Origin of the sequence: Roseomonas sp. 18066 (assembly GCF_902706185.1) — a bacterium.
Taxonomy (GTDB): domain Bacteria; phylum Pseudomonadota; class Alphaproteobacteria; order Acetobacterales; family Acetobacteraceae; genus Pseudoroseomonas.
The window spans coordinates 1-13,996 of the sequence record NZ_CACSJM010000078.1; the positions used below are offsets into that span (position 1 = coordinate 1).

Genomic DNA, 13,996 nt, shown 5'->3' on the forward strand with positions numbered 1-13,996 from the left:
CTTCCGGAGTGCCCCGCCGTGGCCCCTTCTGCCCGCCTTTCGCCCGCCCTCAACGTCGTCGTCGCCGCCGCCCAGAAGGCCGGCAAGCGCCTGCTGCGGGATTTCGGCGAGGTCGAGCAGCTGCAGGTCAGCATGAAGGGCCCCGGCGACTTCGTCAGCCAGGCCGACCTGCGCGCCGAGGAGACGCTGCGCGCCGAGCTCGGCCGCGCCCGCCCGAACTTCGCCTTCCTGGGCGAGGAAGGCGGCGAGACCGGCGCCGATGACTGGGAATGGCGCTGGGTCATCGACCCGCTGGACGGCACCACCAACTTCCTGCACGGCATCCCGCACTGGGCGATCTCGATCGGCATCGAGAAGCGGCTGAGCGAGACCACCAGCGAGATCGTCGCCGGCGTCATCTACAACCCCGCCGCCGACGAGCTGTTCTGGGCCGAGAAGGGCGTCGGCGCCTTCCTCAACGACCGCCGGCTGCGCGTCTCCGGCCGCCGCGACATGATCCAGGCGGTCTTCGCCACCGGCATCCCCTTCGCCAAGATCCAGCGCAAGGCCGAGTTCAGCGCCACCCTGGCGCGGCTGATGCCGCAGGTCGCCGGCGTCCGCCGCATGGGGGCTGCCGCCCTCGACCTGGCCTGGACCGCGGCCGGCCGCTACGAGGGCTTCTGGGAGCTCGGCCTCAACAAGTGGGACATCGCCGCCGGGCTGGTGATCCTGAAGGAGGCCGGCGGCCTGGCCACCGACATGGACGGCGCCGACCCCTATCCCACGGGCAATGTCATCGCCGGCAACCCGCTGCTGCAGCCGAAGCTGCGCGAGGTGGTCATCGAGGGCATCGCCCTGGTCGAGCGCGCCCGCGCCGAGGGCTGAGGCTGCCGGCGGGCGGAAAACCCGCCGGAATTCCGCGCGCCACCGCGATTCTTCCGGCCCGGCCGCGTTTCCCGCGGCCGGGGTTGTGGTCTAGGGTGCGGCGCAGAATGCGCGCCCCGCCCCCCCTCCTCCTCGCTGCCTTCCTGATGCTGCTCGCCCCCCCGGGGGCGCAGGCCGCGCCACGCGGGGCGACCACGCCGCCGGCGCCCAGCCAGGCCCGGCCGGGCCAGGCCGAACCGGTTCAGGCCCAGCCGGGCCAGGCCCAATCGGTTCAGGCCCAGCCGGTTCAGAGCAACGGCAATGGCGCGGCGCCCGAGCCGCCGCTGCCGGCCGACCCCGCCACTGCCGCGCCGCAGCCGCCCGACCTGACCCAGCCGCCCCGCCCCTCCGAGCCGCTGCCGCAGCCCAGCCTGCCGCTGGCCCGCGGCATGGAGACGCTGCCCGGCAGCGGCTGGCGCCTGTCCGGCAGCCTGGCCCGCGGCCTGGCCGACGCGCCGTCGCATGCCGCGCTGACCGGCATCGCCCGCTGGCTGGCCGACAGCACCGAGGGCCGCGTCACCATCGTCGCCCAGGTCGCCCGGCCGGAGGACGACGTGTCGCTGGCCCGCCGCGATTCGCTGGCGCATGGCCAGGCGATCCGCCGTATCCTCGAGCAGGGCGGGCTGGACGGCACCCGCATCGACATCCGCCCGCTCGGCCGCACCGCCGAGGCCCGCGACGCCATCGAGCTGCTGCCGCCCAGCGCCCGCCGCGCCGCCGGCGGGACGCCCCCCAGCAGCACCCAGACCCAGAGCCAGAGCCGCCCATGACCCGCCCGACCCATTACCTGCTGCGGATGCTGGTCTTCCTCGCCGCCGTGCTGGGGCTCTGCGCCCTGCTCTCGGCCGAGCTGACCGCCGCCTTCGCCGCCAATCCGCTGCTCAACGCGGTGATCCTGGTGGTGCTGCTGCTCGGCGTCGGCTGGAACATCCGCCAGGTGATGAGCCTGAAGCCCGAGGTCGAGTGGCTGGAAGGGTTTCGCGCCCCCAAGGCGGGTGCCGCCGCCCGGCCGGAACCGCGGCTGCTGGCGCCGATGGCCTCGATGATCGCGGCGCGGCGCGGCGACCGGCTGTCGCTCTCGGCCCCCGTGATGCGCAGCCTGCTGGACGGCATCGGCTCCCGCCTCGACGAGAGCCGCGAGCTGTCGCGCTACGTGACGGGCCTGTCGCTTTTCCTCGGCCTGCTCGGCACCTTCTGGGGGCTGATCCTGACCATCGGGGCGGTGGCCGATGTCATCAACTCGATGTCGGTGGGCTCGGGCGACCTGAACCAGCTGTTCAACCAGCTGAAGTCGGGCCTGGCGCAGCCGCTGGCCGGCATGGGCATCGCCTTCTCCTCCTCGATGCTCGGCCTCGCCGGCGCGCTGGTGCTGGGCTTCCTCGATCTGACCGCGGGCCAGGCGCAAAGCCGCTTCTATTCGGAGCTGGAGGAATGGCTGGCCGGCGTGACCCGGCTGTCGTCGGGCGTGCTGGGCGGCGATGGCGAGGGCAGCGGCTCGGTCCCCGCCTATGTCCAGGCGCTGCTGGAGCAGACCGCGGAGAACCTCGAGAACCTGCAGCGCATCATGTCGCGCGGCGAGGAAGGCCGCGCCGCCTCGGCCCAGGCGCTGCACACCCTGACCGACCGCCTGTCGATCATGGCCGACCAGATGCGCGCCAACCAGGTGCTGATGCAGCGCATGGCGGAAGCCCAGTCCGGCCTGGCGCCCGCCATCGCCCGGCTGACCGAGGCGCAGGCGCATGCCGTGCAGGCGGCGAGCCACGCGCCCTCGGCGATCGACGACGCCTCGCGCGCGCATCTGCGCAACATCGAGGTCTATCTGGCGCGGATGAGCGAGGACGTGGCCCAGGGCCGGGCGCAATCCACCGCCGAGATCCGCGGCGAGATCAAGATCCTGGCCCGCACCATCGCGGCCCTGGCCGAGGAAGGCCCGCGCTGATGCCGCGCGCCTTCGCCGGCGAGGCCTGAGCCATGGCCCTCGGACGCCGCGGCCAACGGGAGCAGCCGAATGCCTGGCCCGGCTATGTGGACGCCCTGTCCACCCTGCTGATGGTCATTATTTTCGTTCTGCTGGTCTTCGTCCTGGCGCAGGGTTTTCTGTCCGTCGCCCTGTCGTCGCGCGACCAGGCGCTGGACCGGCTGAACCGGCAGGTTTCTGAATTGGCAGAACTGCTGGCCCTGGAGCGCGGCCAGGGCGAGGAGCTGCGCGGCAACCTGTCGCGCCTCACCGAAGAACTGCGCGGCGCGGCCGCCGCGCGCGACACCGCCCTCTCCCAGCTCACCGGCCTGCGCGAGGAGCGCGACCGCCAGGGCGCCGAGCGCGAGGTGCTGCGCGGCGAGCGTGACCGGCTGGCCGCGCGGCTGGCCGATCTCGACCTCTCGGCCGGCGGCGCCGCCGCCCGCATCGCCGCGCTCGAGCAGCGCCTGGCCGAGGCGCAGACGCGGGCCGAGGCGATCGGCGGCGGCAGCGCCCAGACGCTGCGCGACCTGACCGAGGCCCGCCGTGCCCTGGAAGCCGAGCGCGCCGCGCTGACCGAAGCCCGCGGCCAGCTTGCCGCCGCCCAGGCCCGCGCCGGCACCGCCGAGACCGACCGCGACGGCAACCTGGCGCAGCTGACCACGACGCGGCAGCAGCTGGCGGCGGCCGAAGCCGCGCTGGCGACGCTCCGGCGCGAGCTGGAGACGATCAACCGCACCGTCGCCGCCGACCGCGCCACCATCGAGGCGCGGCTGGCCGATATCGCCCGGCTGAACCTGCAGCTGCAGCAGCTGACCGCGCTGCGCGACGAGATGGAGCGCCGCGCCGCCGCCGCCCTGGCCCGCGCCGGCGACCAGGAGAAGGCGCGCAGCGCCGCCGAGGCGCTGGCCGCCGCCGAGGCCGCCCGCCGCGCCACCGTCGAAGCCTCCGTCGCCACCGCCACCGAGGCGCAGCGCCGCGCCGAGGCGGCCTCCACCACCGCGACCGAGGCCCAGCGCCGCGCCGAGGCCGAGGGCGGCGAGCATGCCCGCCTGGCCGACAGCGCCCGCGCCCAGGTCGCGCTGCTGACCCAGCGCCTGGCCGAGCTGCGCGCCGAGCTGTCCCGCGTCGCTGGCCTGCTCGACGCCCAGGAAGCCTCGGGCCGAGACAAGGATGCGCAGATCAGCGCCCTCGGCCAGCGGCTGAACGCGGCGCTGGCGGCCCGCGTCGAGGAGCTGCAGCGCTACCGCTCCGACTTCTTCGGAAGGCTGCGCAGCGTGCTGGGCGACCGGCCGGAGGTGCGCATCGTCGGCGACCGCTTCGTCTTCCAGAGCGAGGTGCTGTTCCCGGTGGGCAGCGCCGAGCTCTCGGCCAATGGCCAGACGCAGATGCGGGCGCTGGCCCAGGTGCTGCTGGAGATCAGCCGGCAATTTCCGGCGGATCTCGCCTGGGTGCTGCGGGTCGATGGCCATGCCGATCGCAGCCCGATCCGCGGCGGCGGCCGCTTCGCCAGCAACTGGGAGCTGTCCTCGGCCCGCGCCATCGCGGTGGCCCAGCTGCTGATCGGCGAGGGCCTGCCGGCCAACCGCGTCGCCGCCACCGCCTTCGCCGAATACCAGCCGCTGGAAGGCGGCGACGCGCCGGAAGCCCTGGCCCGCAACCGCCGCATCGAGCTGCGGCTGACGGATCGCTGAGCCCTCGGCTCAAAGCTGGCGGGAGACGTCCATGCGCTGGTGGAGGATGCGGATCACCTCCACCACGCCCTCCCCGGACCGCCTGAAGAACAGCAGGTGGGCGCCGGCTTGCGCCACGCGATAGCCGGGGCGGATGCGGTCCACGGCGCGACCCGGCACGGCGCCGTTGGCCAGGCTGTCGCAGAGCGCGCGGATGGCGAGGAGGTAGCGCTCCGCCTGGATCCCGCCCCAGCGGTCCAGCGTATAGTCCCAGATATCGTCGAGATCGGCCTGCGCCGCCGGGGTGAAGCGGAAGCCGCTCACCCGGGCGTGGCGCCGCGCTTCCGGGCCAGGAAGGCGTCGAAGTCGAAAGCGGTCGCCGGGCCGGATTTCTCCCCGTCGGCGAGCGCGGTCTGCAGCGCGGCGAGCTTCGCCTCGTTCTCCTCGAGCAGCCGCAGCCCGGCGCGGACCACATCGCTGGCCGAGCCGTAGCGGCCGCCCTCGACCTGGCGGTCGATGAAGTCGGCGAAGTGCTCGCCAAGGGACATGGACGTGTTGCGGGCCATCGGCGCCTCCCGTGCAGTACCAATATGTACCAACGGCTGGCATGGCTTCAAGCCGGATGGGGGCCTTTGGTGCGGGTGGTCGGACTCGAACCGACACTCCTTTCGGAACCGGATTTTGAGTCCGGCGCGTCTACCATTTCACCACACCCGCGAAAGGCTCCCCCGCAATAGCCGATGCCAGCGCGGCCGTCACGGGGCCTCGATCAGGTCATCGGTGCCAAAACGGGAGCATAGCCCGGGCGCTGGCGCAGCCGGTCGTACCAGGCGCGCAGCCGCGGCAGGTCGGGCCGCTCGATCGGCAGGGCGAACCAGCGATGCGCGAAGATGCCCAGCGCCATGTCGGCCAGGCTGAAGCCGCCTTCCAGGAAGTCGCGCCCCTCCAGCTGCCGCTCGACCATGCTCCACAGCGCCGCCGCCTTGAGGCGCGCTGCTTCCGTCGCCGGCCAGTCGCGCTCGGCCTCGGGGATGCGGATATGGGTGAAGAAGATCGTGACCATCGGCGCCGTGAGATGCGCCAGCTGCCAGTCCATCCAGCGCTCGACGCCGGCGCGGGCGCGGGGATCGGCCGGGTACAGCGCCTCGCCGCCCGGGCGGGTCGCGGCCAGGTGGCGCAGGATGGCGTTGCTCTCCCACAGCGCCCAGCCGTCATCCTCCTGCCAGACCGGCACCAGGCTGTTCGGGTTCATCGCCAGGAAGTCAGTCCCCTGCGTCACGCCGAAGGCGCCGCCGGCGTCGCGCCGGTCATGCGCCAGGCCCAGCTCGGTGCAGAGCCACATCACCTTCATCACATTGCTGCTGTTCGACCGGCCCCAGAGAATGGGCATCGCCTGCTCCCGCTGTGTCATGGCATGGGCAGGCTATGCGTGCGGCGCCACACGGTCCAGCCAGCCTAGCGCTTGACCCGCGGCCGCTGCGGGACAAGGTTCAGGCTTCAGGCCCCCGCCACCCGGGCGGCGGCCCGTCATGGGTTGGGGATCGGGGGCGCCGCCGCGGCGCCGCCGGGCCCGGCTTCCGGCGCGCCGCCTCAGGAGCTTCCGCATGAACCAGGTCTTGCACACGCCGCTGCCGCAGGAGGTCCGCCGGGACGCCCCGCTCGAGGCGGGCTGCCTGGAAACCGACAGCCTGGACCCGGTCTGGTCGCGCATCCGCCTGGAGGCCGAGGCCGCCGCCCTGCGCGAGCCGGAGCTGGCCGGCTTCCTGCACGCCGCCGTGCTGCAGCACGACACGCTGGAATCGGCGCTAGCCAGCCGGGTCGCCGACCGGCTGGACCATGCCGACCTGCCCGGCACCCTGCTGCGCCGCAGCCTGGAGCGCGCGTTGGACGAGGACCCCTCGCTGCGCGAGGCGGTGCGCAGCGACATCATGGCCGTGGTCGACCGCGACCCGGCCACCAGCCGCGCGCTGGAACCGCTGCTCTACTACAAGGGCTTCCACGCGCTCTGCGCGCACCGGCTGGCGCATGCGCTGTGGATGGAGGGCCGGCGCGACCTGGCGCTGTGGCTGCAATCGCGCAGCTCCGTCGTGTTCCAGACCGACATCCACCCGGCGGTGCGCATGGGCCGCGGCATCTTCCTCGACCACGCCACCGGGCTGGTGATCGGCGAGACCGCGGTGATCGAGGACAATGTCTCGATCCTGCAGGGCGTGACGCTCGGCGGCACCGGCAAGGAGGGCGGCGACCGCCATCCTAAGATCCGCCAGGGCGTGCTGGTCGGCGCCGGCGCCAAGGTGCTGGGCAATATTGAGGTCGGGCATTGCGCCCGCATCGCCGCCGGCTCCGTCGTGCTGAAGCCGGTGCCGGCGGGCTCGACCGTCGCCGGCGTGCCGGCGCGGGTGGTGGGCCAGGCCTGCGCCGAGCCGTCGCGCGCCATGGACCAGCTGCTGGACCCGAACGAGGACTGATGCCGCTCTCGCTGCTGGTGGCGCTGCTCGCCGCCGCCGCCCCGCTGCTGGCCATGGCCAGCGAGCGCTGGGGCGGGCTGAACCCCTGCCTGCTCTGCCTGTGGCAGCGCGGCCCCTACTGGGTCGCCGCCCTGCTGGCGCTGATGGCGGTCATGGCGATGCGCCAGCCGCGGCTGGCCCGGGTGCTGACGGCGCTGGCCGGCGTCGCGGCGCTGGCCTCCGGCGTGGTCGCCGTGGTGCATGTCGGCGTCGAGGCGCATTGGTGGCCCTCCCCCCTGCCCGGCTGCGCCGCGCCGAATGCGGGGGCCGCCCGCACGGTGGACGACATGCTGGCAAGCCTGGCGCCGACCCCGGCCAAGCCCTGCGACGAGCCCACCTTCCTGATCCCCGGCCTGCCGGTGTCGATGGCGGCGATGAACCTGCTCTACGCGCTGGGGCTGGGCGGCTTCGCGCTCTGGGTGGCGAAGCGGGCGCCCGTCGATGCGGAAGGTCCCGGCGCGGAAGGTCCCAGCGCGGAAGGTCCTGGCGTAGAAGGCCGCTGACGCCCGCCGGCGGGCGGCGCATGATGGCCGGGGCCGCGCATGGGACCCCCGCCGCATGACCTTCCGCCTGCTGCTACCCCTGCTGCTGCTCGGCCTCGGCGGCTGCGTCGCGGCGACGCCACCGGCCGCGAGCCCGCCCGCAGCGTCCAGCCTGCTGGACCGGCTGCCGCCCGAGATCAACGGCTTCACCGCCTTCGACCCGGCGCTCGCCCTGGCGCCGCCGGCCGGCATGCTGCTGCGCCCCTACCAGGCGGCGGACGGGCCGGTGATCCGCGTCACCCTGCAGCCGGCCGCCGATCCGGCCGAGCGCGCGGCGCTGGCCACCGGCGCCGGGGCCGGGCCGCTGCGCGACCGGCTGGATGCCGAGGCCGCCGCCAGCTTCGCCTTCGCCAGCGCCCTGCCGCAGACCATCGCCGAGCGCGGCCCCGACTTCCTGGTCGGCCGCCGCGGCGCCGGGCCGCTGCTGCGCTGCATCGACATCCGCCTGACCCGGCCCGAGGGGGAACAGGTCGCCCTGCTGCGCAACCTGACCTGCGCCGGCAGCCTGGAGGGCCAAGTGGTGCGCATGCAGATGATCACCCGCCACGATGCCGGGGCCACCGCGCAGGCTGCGCGCGTGCTGGCCGAGTTCGGCGGCCGCGCCATGGAAAGCCTGCTGGGCCTGCCGCCCGACCCGGCGGCGGCGCCGGTCGCGCCGCATCGGGAGGAGACGCCGCCGCCGCGCCGCGCCGACGGGCTGCGCCGGGTCTGAGCTACCCTTCGAGCTCGGTGTCCCAGTACAGGTAGTCCCGCCAGCTTTCATGCAGGTAGTTGGGCGGGAACATCCGGCCATTGTCCTGCAGCTCCCACCCCGTCGGCTGGCGCGGCGCGCGGCGGGGGAACATGCGGATCTCGGCCGGCAGCTTGGAGCCCTTGCGCAGGTTGCAGGGCCCGCAGGCAGTGACGACGTTCTCCCACGACGTCCGGCCGCCGCGGCTGCGCGGGATAACATGGTCGAAGGTCAGCTCCTGGGTCGGCCGCTCCTCGCCGCAATAGACGCAGGAGAAGCTGTCGCGCAGGAACACGTTGAAGCGGGTGAAGGCCGGCCGCCGCGCCGAGGGGATATAGTCGCGCAGCGCGATGACGCTGGGCAGCCGCAGCCGGTGCCGCGGCGAGCGCACCTCCATCTCGTATTCCGACAGCACCGAGACGCGGTCGAGATAGACCGCCTTGACGGCGTCCTGCCAGGACCAGAGCGACAGCGGAAAATAGGAGAGCGGCCTGAAATCGGCATTCAGCACCAGCGCCGGAAAGCTGCCGAGAGCGGCACCCGGACCTCCGCCTTGGCCGGCGGGGGATGACCCGCCCTGGCCAGCAACAGCCAAACCGTCAGGCAAGCGCCGCTCCTTTCAAGCTGCGCGCCTCAACCCCTGGGGCCGGACCGGGCGGGCAGGCCCCAGATGTCGTGGCGCCGCCGGTGTGCCCTGGAGTCATGCCAGCCTCGCGCAGCCTGTGCAACAGCCCGCCGCGCTGGTTTCACAGCCCTGTCACTCAGGCTGGCGCTTGGCAGGCTGGCGCTTGGCAGGCTGGCGCCCGGGCCTGCCTCAGGCGGTCGCCTCCAGCCGCGCCGCCGCCCGCTGCAGCGCCAGCCCGCCGATCGACAGGCCGGCATCGTCGATCCCATGCGCCAGCCGCGGCACATAGACCGCCTCGACCGGCACCCCGGCCGCGCGCAGCACCGCCTCGGCCGAGCGGCTGGCGCCGACCGGCACCACCTCGTCCGCCTCGCCATGCACCAGCAGCACCTCGGGGCGGCCCTGCAGCTCGGCGGCCAGCAGCTCTTCCCCGATCAGCCGGCCGGAATAGGCCAGGATGGCGGCCGGCGGCACCGCGCGGCGCAGCCCGGTGTCGAGCGCCATCATCGCCCCCTGGCTGAAGCCCATCAGCACCACGGCGCTTTCCGGCAGGCCGGCGGCGGCGCATTCCCCGGCGATGGCGCGGTCCAGCAGCGGCCGCGCCAGCTGGATCCCGGCCAGCAGCCGCGCCGGCAGCCGGTCCTGCAGGCTGAACCATTGCCGGCCATAGGGCCCGGCCTCGCAGGGCAGCGGCGCATGCGGGGCGATGAACAGCGCCTCGGGGACCACCTCGCCCCAGCTCGGCGCCAGGTCGATCAGGTCGTTGCCGTCGGCGCCATAGCCATGCAGCAGGAAGACGATCAGCTTCGGCGCGCCGCCCGAGGCCGGCCCCCAGCGCAACCCATCCAACGCGGCCATGCGGCACCCCCTTGCTGCGATCAGGCGGCATCCGCTACGCGCGATCGGAGATGGCCGCAACCTTCGTCACGCGCTTCGCCCCCAGCCCCACGGGCGCCCTGCATCTGGGCCATGCCCACAGCGCCCTGCTGGGCTGGCGCGCCGCCCGCGCCGCCGGCGGCCGCTTTCTTCTGAGGATCGAGGATATCGACCCGGTGCGCTGCCGGCCGGAATTCACCGCCGGCATCCTGCAGGACCTGGCCTGGCTGGGGATCGACTGGGACGGCCCCGTCCGCATCCAGTCCGAACACCTTCCCGACTATCGCGCCGTGCTGAACCAGCTCTCGGACCAGGGCCTGCTCTACCCCTGCTTCTGCACCCGCGCCGACATCGCCCGCGAGGTCGCCGCCATCGGCCATGCCCCGCATGGGCCGGATGGCCTTCTGTATCCGGGCACCTGCCGGCGGCTGTCGGCGTCAGAGCGCGCCGACCGCATCGAGGCCGGCCAAGCCTATGCGCTGCGTCTCGACATGGCGGCGTCCCTGGCCCAGGCGACCGGCCCCCTCGCCTTCCTGGAGCATGGGGCGCGCCGGCGCTGCGACCCGGCCCGCTTCGGCGACGTGGTGCTGGCGCGCAAGGACACGCCGGCCAGCTACCATCTCTGCGTCACCCATGATGACGCGCGGCAAGGCGTCACCTGCATCACCCGCGCCGTCGACCTGCTGCCGGCCACCGACCTGCACCGGCTGCTGCAGCACCTGATGGGGTGGCCCGCGCCGCGTTACGCCCACCATCCCCTGCTGCTCGGCGCCGACGGCCGGCGCCTGTCGAAGCGCGATAAGGCGCCCACCCTCGCCGCGCTGAGGGAAGCCGGCCACAGCCCGGACCAGGTCCGCGCCATGGCCCTCGCCCCTCAGGCTGCCGGCGTGTAGAGCCCCGCCGCCATCGCCGCCTGGGTCGCCAGCCCGACCGACAGGTCCAGCGTCGGCGTCTCGACGCCCGCCAGCCGGGCGAGCTCCAGCGGCACGCGGAACAGCGCCTCGACCTCCATCGGCCGGCCCAGCTCCAGGTCCTGCAGGATCGACGGCTTGTGCGACAGCTTCGACGAGCTCGCCAGCCGCTTGTCCAGCTCGAACTCGAAGCCCTGGCCGAGGCCCGCGGCCACCGCCATCGCCTCCTGCATCGCCCGCCGGATCGCCGCCCGCACCGCGGGGTCGGCCAGGGTCCCGGCCATGCCCTGCCGCGACAGGATGGTGAAGGGTCCCTGCGCCAGGTTGCCCATCAGCTTCATCCAGATCTCCCGCCGGATCTCGGCCGTCACCTCGCCGGAGATGCCGCCCTTCGACAGGATCGCCGCGATCGCCTGCGCCCGCGGCGAGTCGCGGCCGTCCATCTCGCCCAGGATCACCCGGTTGTTGGCATGCTCGACCTTGATGACGCCGGGCTCGGTCACCGTGCAGGCGGAATAGACCACCCCGCCCAGCGTCCGCGCGACGCCCACCGTCCGGCGCAGCGCGTCGCCCGGGTCGATCGCCGGCAGCCGGCGGCCGTCCAGCGCGCCGCCATGCTGGTCGAAATACCACCAGGGAATGCCGTTCATGACGAAGGCGACCGTGGTGTCGGGGCCCAGCAGCGGCGCGATCGCCTCCGCCACCTGCGGCAGCGCCGGCGCCTTCACCGTCACGATCACCGCATCCTGCGGGCCAAGCTCCGCCGCGCTGCCGGCAGCCACCCGCAGCTTGTGCGTGCCGTCAGGCGCCTCGACCGTCAGGCCATTCGCCTGGATCGCCGCCAGCTGCGCGCCACGCGCCACGACCGACGTCTCCGCGCCGCCCAAGGCCAGGCGGGCCGCGACATGGCCGCCGATCGCGCCGGCACCGAATACGCAAATCTTCATGTCACCCGTCCCAACACAGAAAGAAAAAAGGCCGGGGGAAGGAATTCCCCCGGACCCCCCTCTTTTTTCTAACTCTCAGCGGCGCGTCAGCAGGTCCAGGGCGACCCGGGACAGCGCCTCGACACCGGCGGGGATGCAGCCCTCGTCCGGCTGGTAGTCCGCATTGTGCAGGCGGTCGTCGCGGCCGGCCGTGCCGGAGCCGATCGACAGCTGCACCGAAGGCACGCGCTCCGCGAAGGCGGAGAAATCCTCGGAACCCATGCTCGGCTGGCCTTCCGACACCGCCTCGGCGCCGAACTGCGCGTTCAGCGAGGCCAGCGCCGGGTCGAGCACGCTGTCGGCATTCACCAGCGGCGGCACCATGCGGCGGTATTCCAGCGTGGCGCTCACCCGCATGCTCGTCTCGATGCCGGCGATCAGCCGCCGCAGCGACGCCTCGGCCAGGTCGCGCGCCTCGGTGTGCAGCGTGCGCACCGTGCCCTTCAGATGCACCCGCTCGGGGATGATGTTGTAGGTGGTGCCGCCCACCGACTGGCCGATGGTGACCACCGCCGGATGCAGCGGCTTCACCTCGCGCGAAACCACCGTTTGCGCCTGGGTCACGAAATGCGCCGCCGCCACGATCGGGTCGACCGCCGCATAAGGATGCGCTGCATGGCCCGAGCGGCCGCGCAGCGTCAGGTCGAACAGGTCGGAGGCCGCCAGGCACGCGCCGCGCACATAGGCGAATCGGCCCACCGCGTATTCCGGCTGGTTGTGGAAGCCCAGCGCCATGTCGATGCCCTCGGCGGCGCCATCGGCGATCATCGCCGCCGCCCCCTGCAGCGTCTCCTCCGCCGGCTGGAACACCAGCACGACGCGGCCGGCCAGCCTCGGCGCCAGCTCCTTCAGGATGGCGGCGACGCCCAGCAGCGTCACCGTGTGGATGTCGTGGCCGCAGGCATGCATCTTGCCGTCGATGGTCGAGGCGAAGCCCAGCCCGGTCTCCTCATGGATCGGCAGCGCGTCCATGTCGGCCCGGATCGCCAGCGTCGGCCCCGGCTGGCCGCCCTCGATCAGCCCCAGCACGCCGGTGCGCCCGATGCCCGTCCGGTGCGGGATGCCCAGCCGCGTCAGCTCCGCCGCCACCAGCCCGGCGGTGCGCACCTCCTCGAAGGCCAGCTCGGGATGCGCATGGATGTCGCGCCGCAGCGCGATCAGCTGCGGCGCCAGCGTCGACGCCGCCTGTCGCAGCGGCCCCGACGGGTCATTGAACAGAAATTCGTTTGTCATCTCGGTGAACTTCCCATTTCAGCAGGGCGCGGCATGGCATTGGTATCGTTTGTTGCGTCGCAGCGAAGGTGAACTTTTGTTAATAAATGGATGGTGCCTTGCCGCCGCACATTTCCGTGCCATAGGTTGCCCCGCAATCCGCATCGGGGGGAGGGGTGGAATTGGGTGCCGGTGCCGTAAATGGGGATTCGGGGCAAATCCGGATCATGCGGTCCGGCCAAGATTCCGGACGCGGGGGCCGTTGCAGCGCCCTCTGTTCATTGCGGCTTGTCACCTGACGCACAGCCTGCATTCTGACCTCGACCGGGCCTGCGCCTCCGCGCAGGACCTTCTATCTCGGCTGGCCACAGGGTCAGATGGCCGCGGCGCGGTGCCGCGGCCTTTCGCATGGGTGACGATGACGGGCACGTGCCTGCCGCGCGTGGGGTTCAAGAAGGAATCGGCATGAGGATCAACGCAAAAGACCTTGCCTCCGGCATTTTGCTGGTGGCTTTGGCGGTCATCGGCCTGTGGCTGAACACCGAGCATACACTGGGCTCGGCGCGGCGCATGGGCCCCGGCTACATGCCGATGCTGGTGTTCTGGCTCGAATTGGTGCTGGGCGCCCTGGTGCTGGTCGGCGCCTTCTTCGGCGGCACCGACCCGCTGGAGAAATGGACCAAGCTCGACTTCGTCACGCTGTTCGTCGGCATCGGCGTCACCCTGGTGGCCTATCCGCTGCTGGCGGCGATGCCGGCGTTGTCGGCCAACTGGTACGCCCTGGGCATCGCCCTGAGCATCGGCTTCGCCGTGCTCGCCATCAGCCCGGGCTGGCGCCAGCTGGCGATGATCCTGCTGGCCATGTGCGTCTTCGGCATCCTGCTGGAGCAGGGTGGCCTGATGCTGGCCATCACCGCGCTCGTCATCGTCTCGGCCTTCGCCGATCCGACGCACCGGCCGGTCGGCGTCCTGGCCTGCGTGGTGTTTCTGCTGGCGCTCTGCTGGTGGGTCTTCATCTACGAGCTCGACATCCGCGTGAATGTCTGGCCGGTCTTCTGAGGGCGCGGAGAAACC

The 13,996-nt window shown here is 72.8% G+C and carries 16 protein-coding genes and 1 tRNA gene; 9 read left to right on the forward strand and 8 right to left on the reverse strand.

The features are described from left to right. The first annotated feature begins 18 nt into the window (after positions 1 to 18). The 4 genes from GVN67_RS16385 (at position 19) to GVN67_RS16400 (ending at position 4,554) form a co-directional block, all read left to right on the forward strand. Positions 19 to 864 (forward strand): inositol monophosphatase family protein, encoded by an 846-nt coding sequence (locus GVN67_RS16385; RefSeq protein WP_159997860.1) that lies wholly within the window; start codon positions 19 to 21, stop codon positions 862 to 864. 107 nt (positions 865 to 971) lie between these two features. Continuing rightward, positions 972 to 1,673, forward strand: a complete 702-nt coding sequence (locus tag GVN67_RS16390) for a hypothetical protein (protein ID WP_159997862.1) — start codon at positions 972 to 974, stop codon at positions 1,671 to 1,673. Next, complete coding sequence (locus tag GVN67_RS16395; protein WP_159997864.1) at positions 1,670 to 2,842, forward strand: flagellar motor protein MotA; 1,173 nt, start codon at positions 1,670 to 1,672, stop codon at positions 2,840 to 2,842. Before GVN67_RS16390 ends, GVN67_RS16395 begins: the two co-directional genes overlap by 4 nt. Before the next feature lie 32 nt (positions 2,843 to 2,874). Next, complete coding sequence (locus tag GVN67_RS16400; RefSeq protein ID WP_159997866.1) at positions 2,875 to 4,554, forward strand: peptidoglycan -binding protein; 1,680 nt, start codon at positions 2,875 to 2,877, stop codon at positions 4,552 to 4,554. A 9-nt stretch (positions 4,555 to 4,563) separates the two neighbouring features. Here GVN67_RS16400 and GVN67_RS16405 read toward each other — a convergent pair whose 3' ends face one another. The 4 genes from GVN67_RS16405 to GVN67_RS16420 all read right to left on the reverse strand — a co-directional run bounded on the left by GVN67_RS16405 (position 4,564) and on the right by GVN67_RS16420 (position 5,923). Beyond that, positions 4,564 to 4,857 carry a type II toxin-antitoxin system RelE/ParE family toxin gene (locus tag GVN67_RS16405; RefSeq protein WP_159997868.1) on the reverse strand — a complete coding sequence of 98 codons (294 nt, stop codon included), beginning with the start codon at positions 4,855 to 4,857 and terminating at the stop codon, positions 4,564 to 4,566. Beyond that, positions 4,854 to 5,099 carry a type II toxin-antitoxin system ParD family antitoxin gene (locus tag GVN67_RS16410; RefSeq protein WP_159997870.1) on the reverse strand — a complete coding sequence of 82 codons (246 nt, stop codon included), beginning with the start codon at positions 5,097 to 5,099 and terminating at the stop codon, positions 4,854 to 4,856. The genes GVN67_RS16405 and GVN67_RS16410 overlap by 4 nt, the downstream gene beginning before the upstream one ends. A gap of 67 nt (positions 5,100 to 5,166) precedes the next feature. Beyond that, a tRNA-Leu gene (locus GVN67_RS16415) sits at positions 5,167 to 5,250 on the reverse strand. A 52-nt stretch (positions 5,251 to 5,302) separates the two neighbouring features. Beyond that, positions 5,303 to 5,923 (reverse strand): glutathione S-transferase family protein, encoded by a 621-nt coding sequence (locus tag GVN67_RS16420; RefSeq protein ID WP_159997872.1) that lies wholly within the window; start codon positions 5,921 to 5,923, stop codon positions 5,303 to 5,305. A 214-nt stretch (positions 5,924 to 6,137) separates the two neighbouring features. On the opposite strand from GVN67_RS16420, the gene cysE reads away from it, so the two are divergent. From cysE to GVN67_RS16435, 3 genes are read left to right on the forward strand one after another with little or no spacing between them, the layout of a single operon-like run. After that, positions 6,138 to 7,001: a serine O-acetyltransferase gene (cysE, locus tag GVN67_RS16425; RefSeq protein WP_235035335.1), complete on the forward strand. Its 864-nt coding sequence runs from the start codon at positions 6,138 to 6,140 to the stop codon at positions 6,999 to 7,001. Further along, a complete protein-coding gene (locus tag GVN67_RS16430) occupies positions 7,001 to 7,543 on the forward strand; it encodes a disulfide bond formation protein B (RefSeq protein WP_159997874.1) in 543 nt (180 codons plus the stop codon). The genes cysE and GVN67_RS16430 overlap by 1 nt, the downstream gene beginning before the upstream one ends. A 55-nt stretch (positions 7,544 to 7,598) precedes the next feature. Beyond that, positions 7,599 to 8,294 (forward strand): hypothetical protein, encoded by a 696-nt coding sequence (locus GVN67_RS16435; RefSeq protein ID WP_159997876.1) that lies wholly within the window; start codon positions 7,599 to 7,601, stop codon positions 8,292 to 8,294. A gap of 1 nt (position 8,295) precedes the next feature. Here the strand turns inward: GVN67_RS16435 and GVN67_RS16440 are convergent, their stop codons facing one another. Further along, positions 8,296 to 8,826, reverse strand: coding sequence for an HNH endonuclease (locus GVN67_RS16440; protein ID WP_159997916.1), 531 nt, complete (start codon positions 8,824 to 8,826; stop codon positions 8,296 to 8,298). A gap of 300 nt (positions 8,827 to 9,126) precedes the next feature. After that, positions 9,127 to 9,795: an alpha/beta hydrolase gene (locus tag GVN67_RS16445; RefSeq protein ID WP_159997878.1), complete on the reverse strand. Its 669-nt coding sequence runs from the start codon at positions 9,793 to 9,795 to the stop codon at positions 9,127 to 9,129. Positions 9,796 to 9,845: 50 nt separating this feature from the next. On the opposite strand from GVN67_RS16445, the gene gluQRS reads away from it, so the two are divergent. Beyond that, a complete protein-coding gene (gluQRS, locus tag GVN67_RS16450; protein ID WP_159997880.1) occupies positions 9,846 to 10,706 on the forward strand; it encodes a tRNA glutamyl-Q(34) synthetase GluQRS in 861 nt (286 codons plus the stop codon). On the opposite strand, the gene GVN67_RS16455 is transcribed toward gluQRS, so the two are convergent. After that, positions 10,688 to 11,671, reverse strand: coding sequence for a ketopantoate reductase family protein (locus GVN67_RS16455; protein ID WP_159997882.1), 984 nt, complete (start codon positions 11,669 to 11,671; stop codon positions 10,688 to 10,690). The two genes, gluQRS and GVN67_RS16455, sit on opposite strands and share 19 nt — an antisense overlap. A 75-nt stretch (positions 11,672 to 11,746) precedes the next feature. After that, positions 11,747 to 12,943, reverse strand: coding sequence for a M20 family metallopeptidase (locus GVN67_RS16460; RefSeq protein ID WP_159997884.1), 1,197 nt, complete (start codon positions 12,941 to 12,943; stop codon positions 11,747 to 11,749). Between the two features lie 444 nt (positions 12,944 to 13,387). On the opposite strand from GVN67_RS16460, the gene GVN67_RS16465 reads away from it, so the two are divergent. Continuing rightward, positions 13,388 to 13,981: a hypothetical protein gene (locus tag GVN67_RS16465; RefSeq protein ID WP_159997886.1), complete on the forward strand. Its 594-nt coding sequence runs from the start codon at positions 13,388 to 13,390 to the stop codon at positions 13,979 to 13,981. The last annotated feature ends 15 nt before the right edge of the window (positions 13,982 to 13,996 follow it).

Bases quoted from the DNA above. Each gene is read 5' to 3' on its own strand.
- GVN67_RS16410 (WP_159997870.1), bottom strand. From the start codon at position 5,099: ATGGCCCGCAACACGTCCATGTCCCTTGGCGAGCACTTCGCCGACTTC.
- GVN67_RS16455 (WP_159997882.1), bottom strand. From the start codon at position 11,671: ATGAAGATTTGCGTATTCGGTGCCGGCGCGATCGGCGGCCATGTCGCG.
- GVN67_RS16400 (WP_159997866.1), top strand. From the start codon at position 2,875: ATGGCCCTCGGACGCCGCGGCCAACGGGAGCAGCCGAATGCCTGGCCC.
- GVN67_RS16430 (WP_159997874.1), top strand. From the start codon at position 7,001: ATGCCGCTCTCGCTGCTGGTGGCGCTGCTCGCCGCCGCCGCCCCGCTG.
- GVN67_RS16395 (WP_159997864.1), top strand. From the start codon at position 1,670: ATGACCCGCCCGACCCATTACCTGCTGCGGATGCTGGTCTTCCTCGCC.
- GVN67_RS16460 (WP_159997884.1), bottom strand. From the start codon at position 12,943: ATGACAAACGAATTTCTGTTCAATGACCCGTCGGGGCCGCTGCGACAG.
- GVN67_RS16435 (WP_159997876.1), top strand. From the start codon at position 7,599: ATGACCTTCCGCCTGCTGCTACCCCTGCTGCTGCTCGGCCTCGGCGGC.
- gluQRS (WP_159997880.1), top strand. From the start codon at position 9,846: ATGGCCGCAACCTTCGTCACGCGCTTCGCCCCCAGCCCCACGGGCGCC.
- GVN67_RS16445 (WP_159997878.1), bottom strand. From the start codon at position 9,795: ATGGCCGCGTTGGATGGGTTGCGCTGGGGGCCGGCCTCGGGCGGCGCG.
- GVN67_RS16390 (WP_159997862.1), top strand. From the start codon at position 972: ATGCGCGCCCCGCCCCCCCTCCTCCTCGCTGCCTTCCTGATGCTGCTC.
- GVN67_RS16420 (WP_159997872.1), bottom strand. From the start codon at position 5,923: ATGCCCATTCTCTGGGGCCGGTCGAACAGCAGCAATGTGATGAAGGTG.
- cysE (WP_235035335.1), top strand. From the start codon at position 6,138: ATGAACCAGGTCTTGCACACGCCGCTGCCGCAGGAGGTCCGCCGGGAC.
- GVN67_RS16465 (WP_159997886.1), top strand. From the start codon at position 13,388: ATGAGGATCAACGCAAAAGACCTTGCCTCCGGCATTTTGCTGGTGGCT.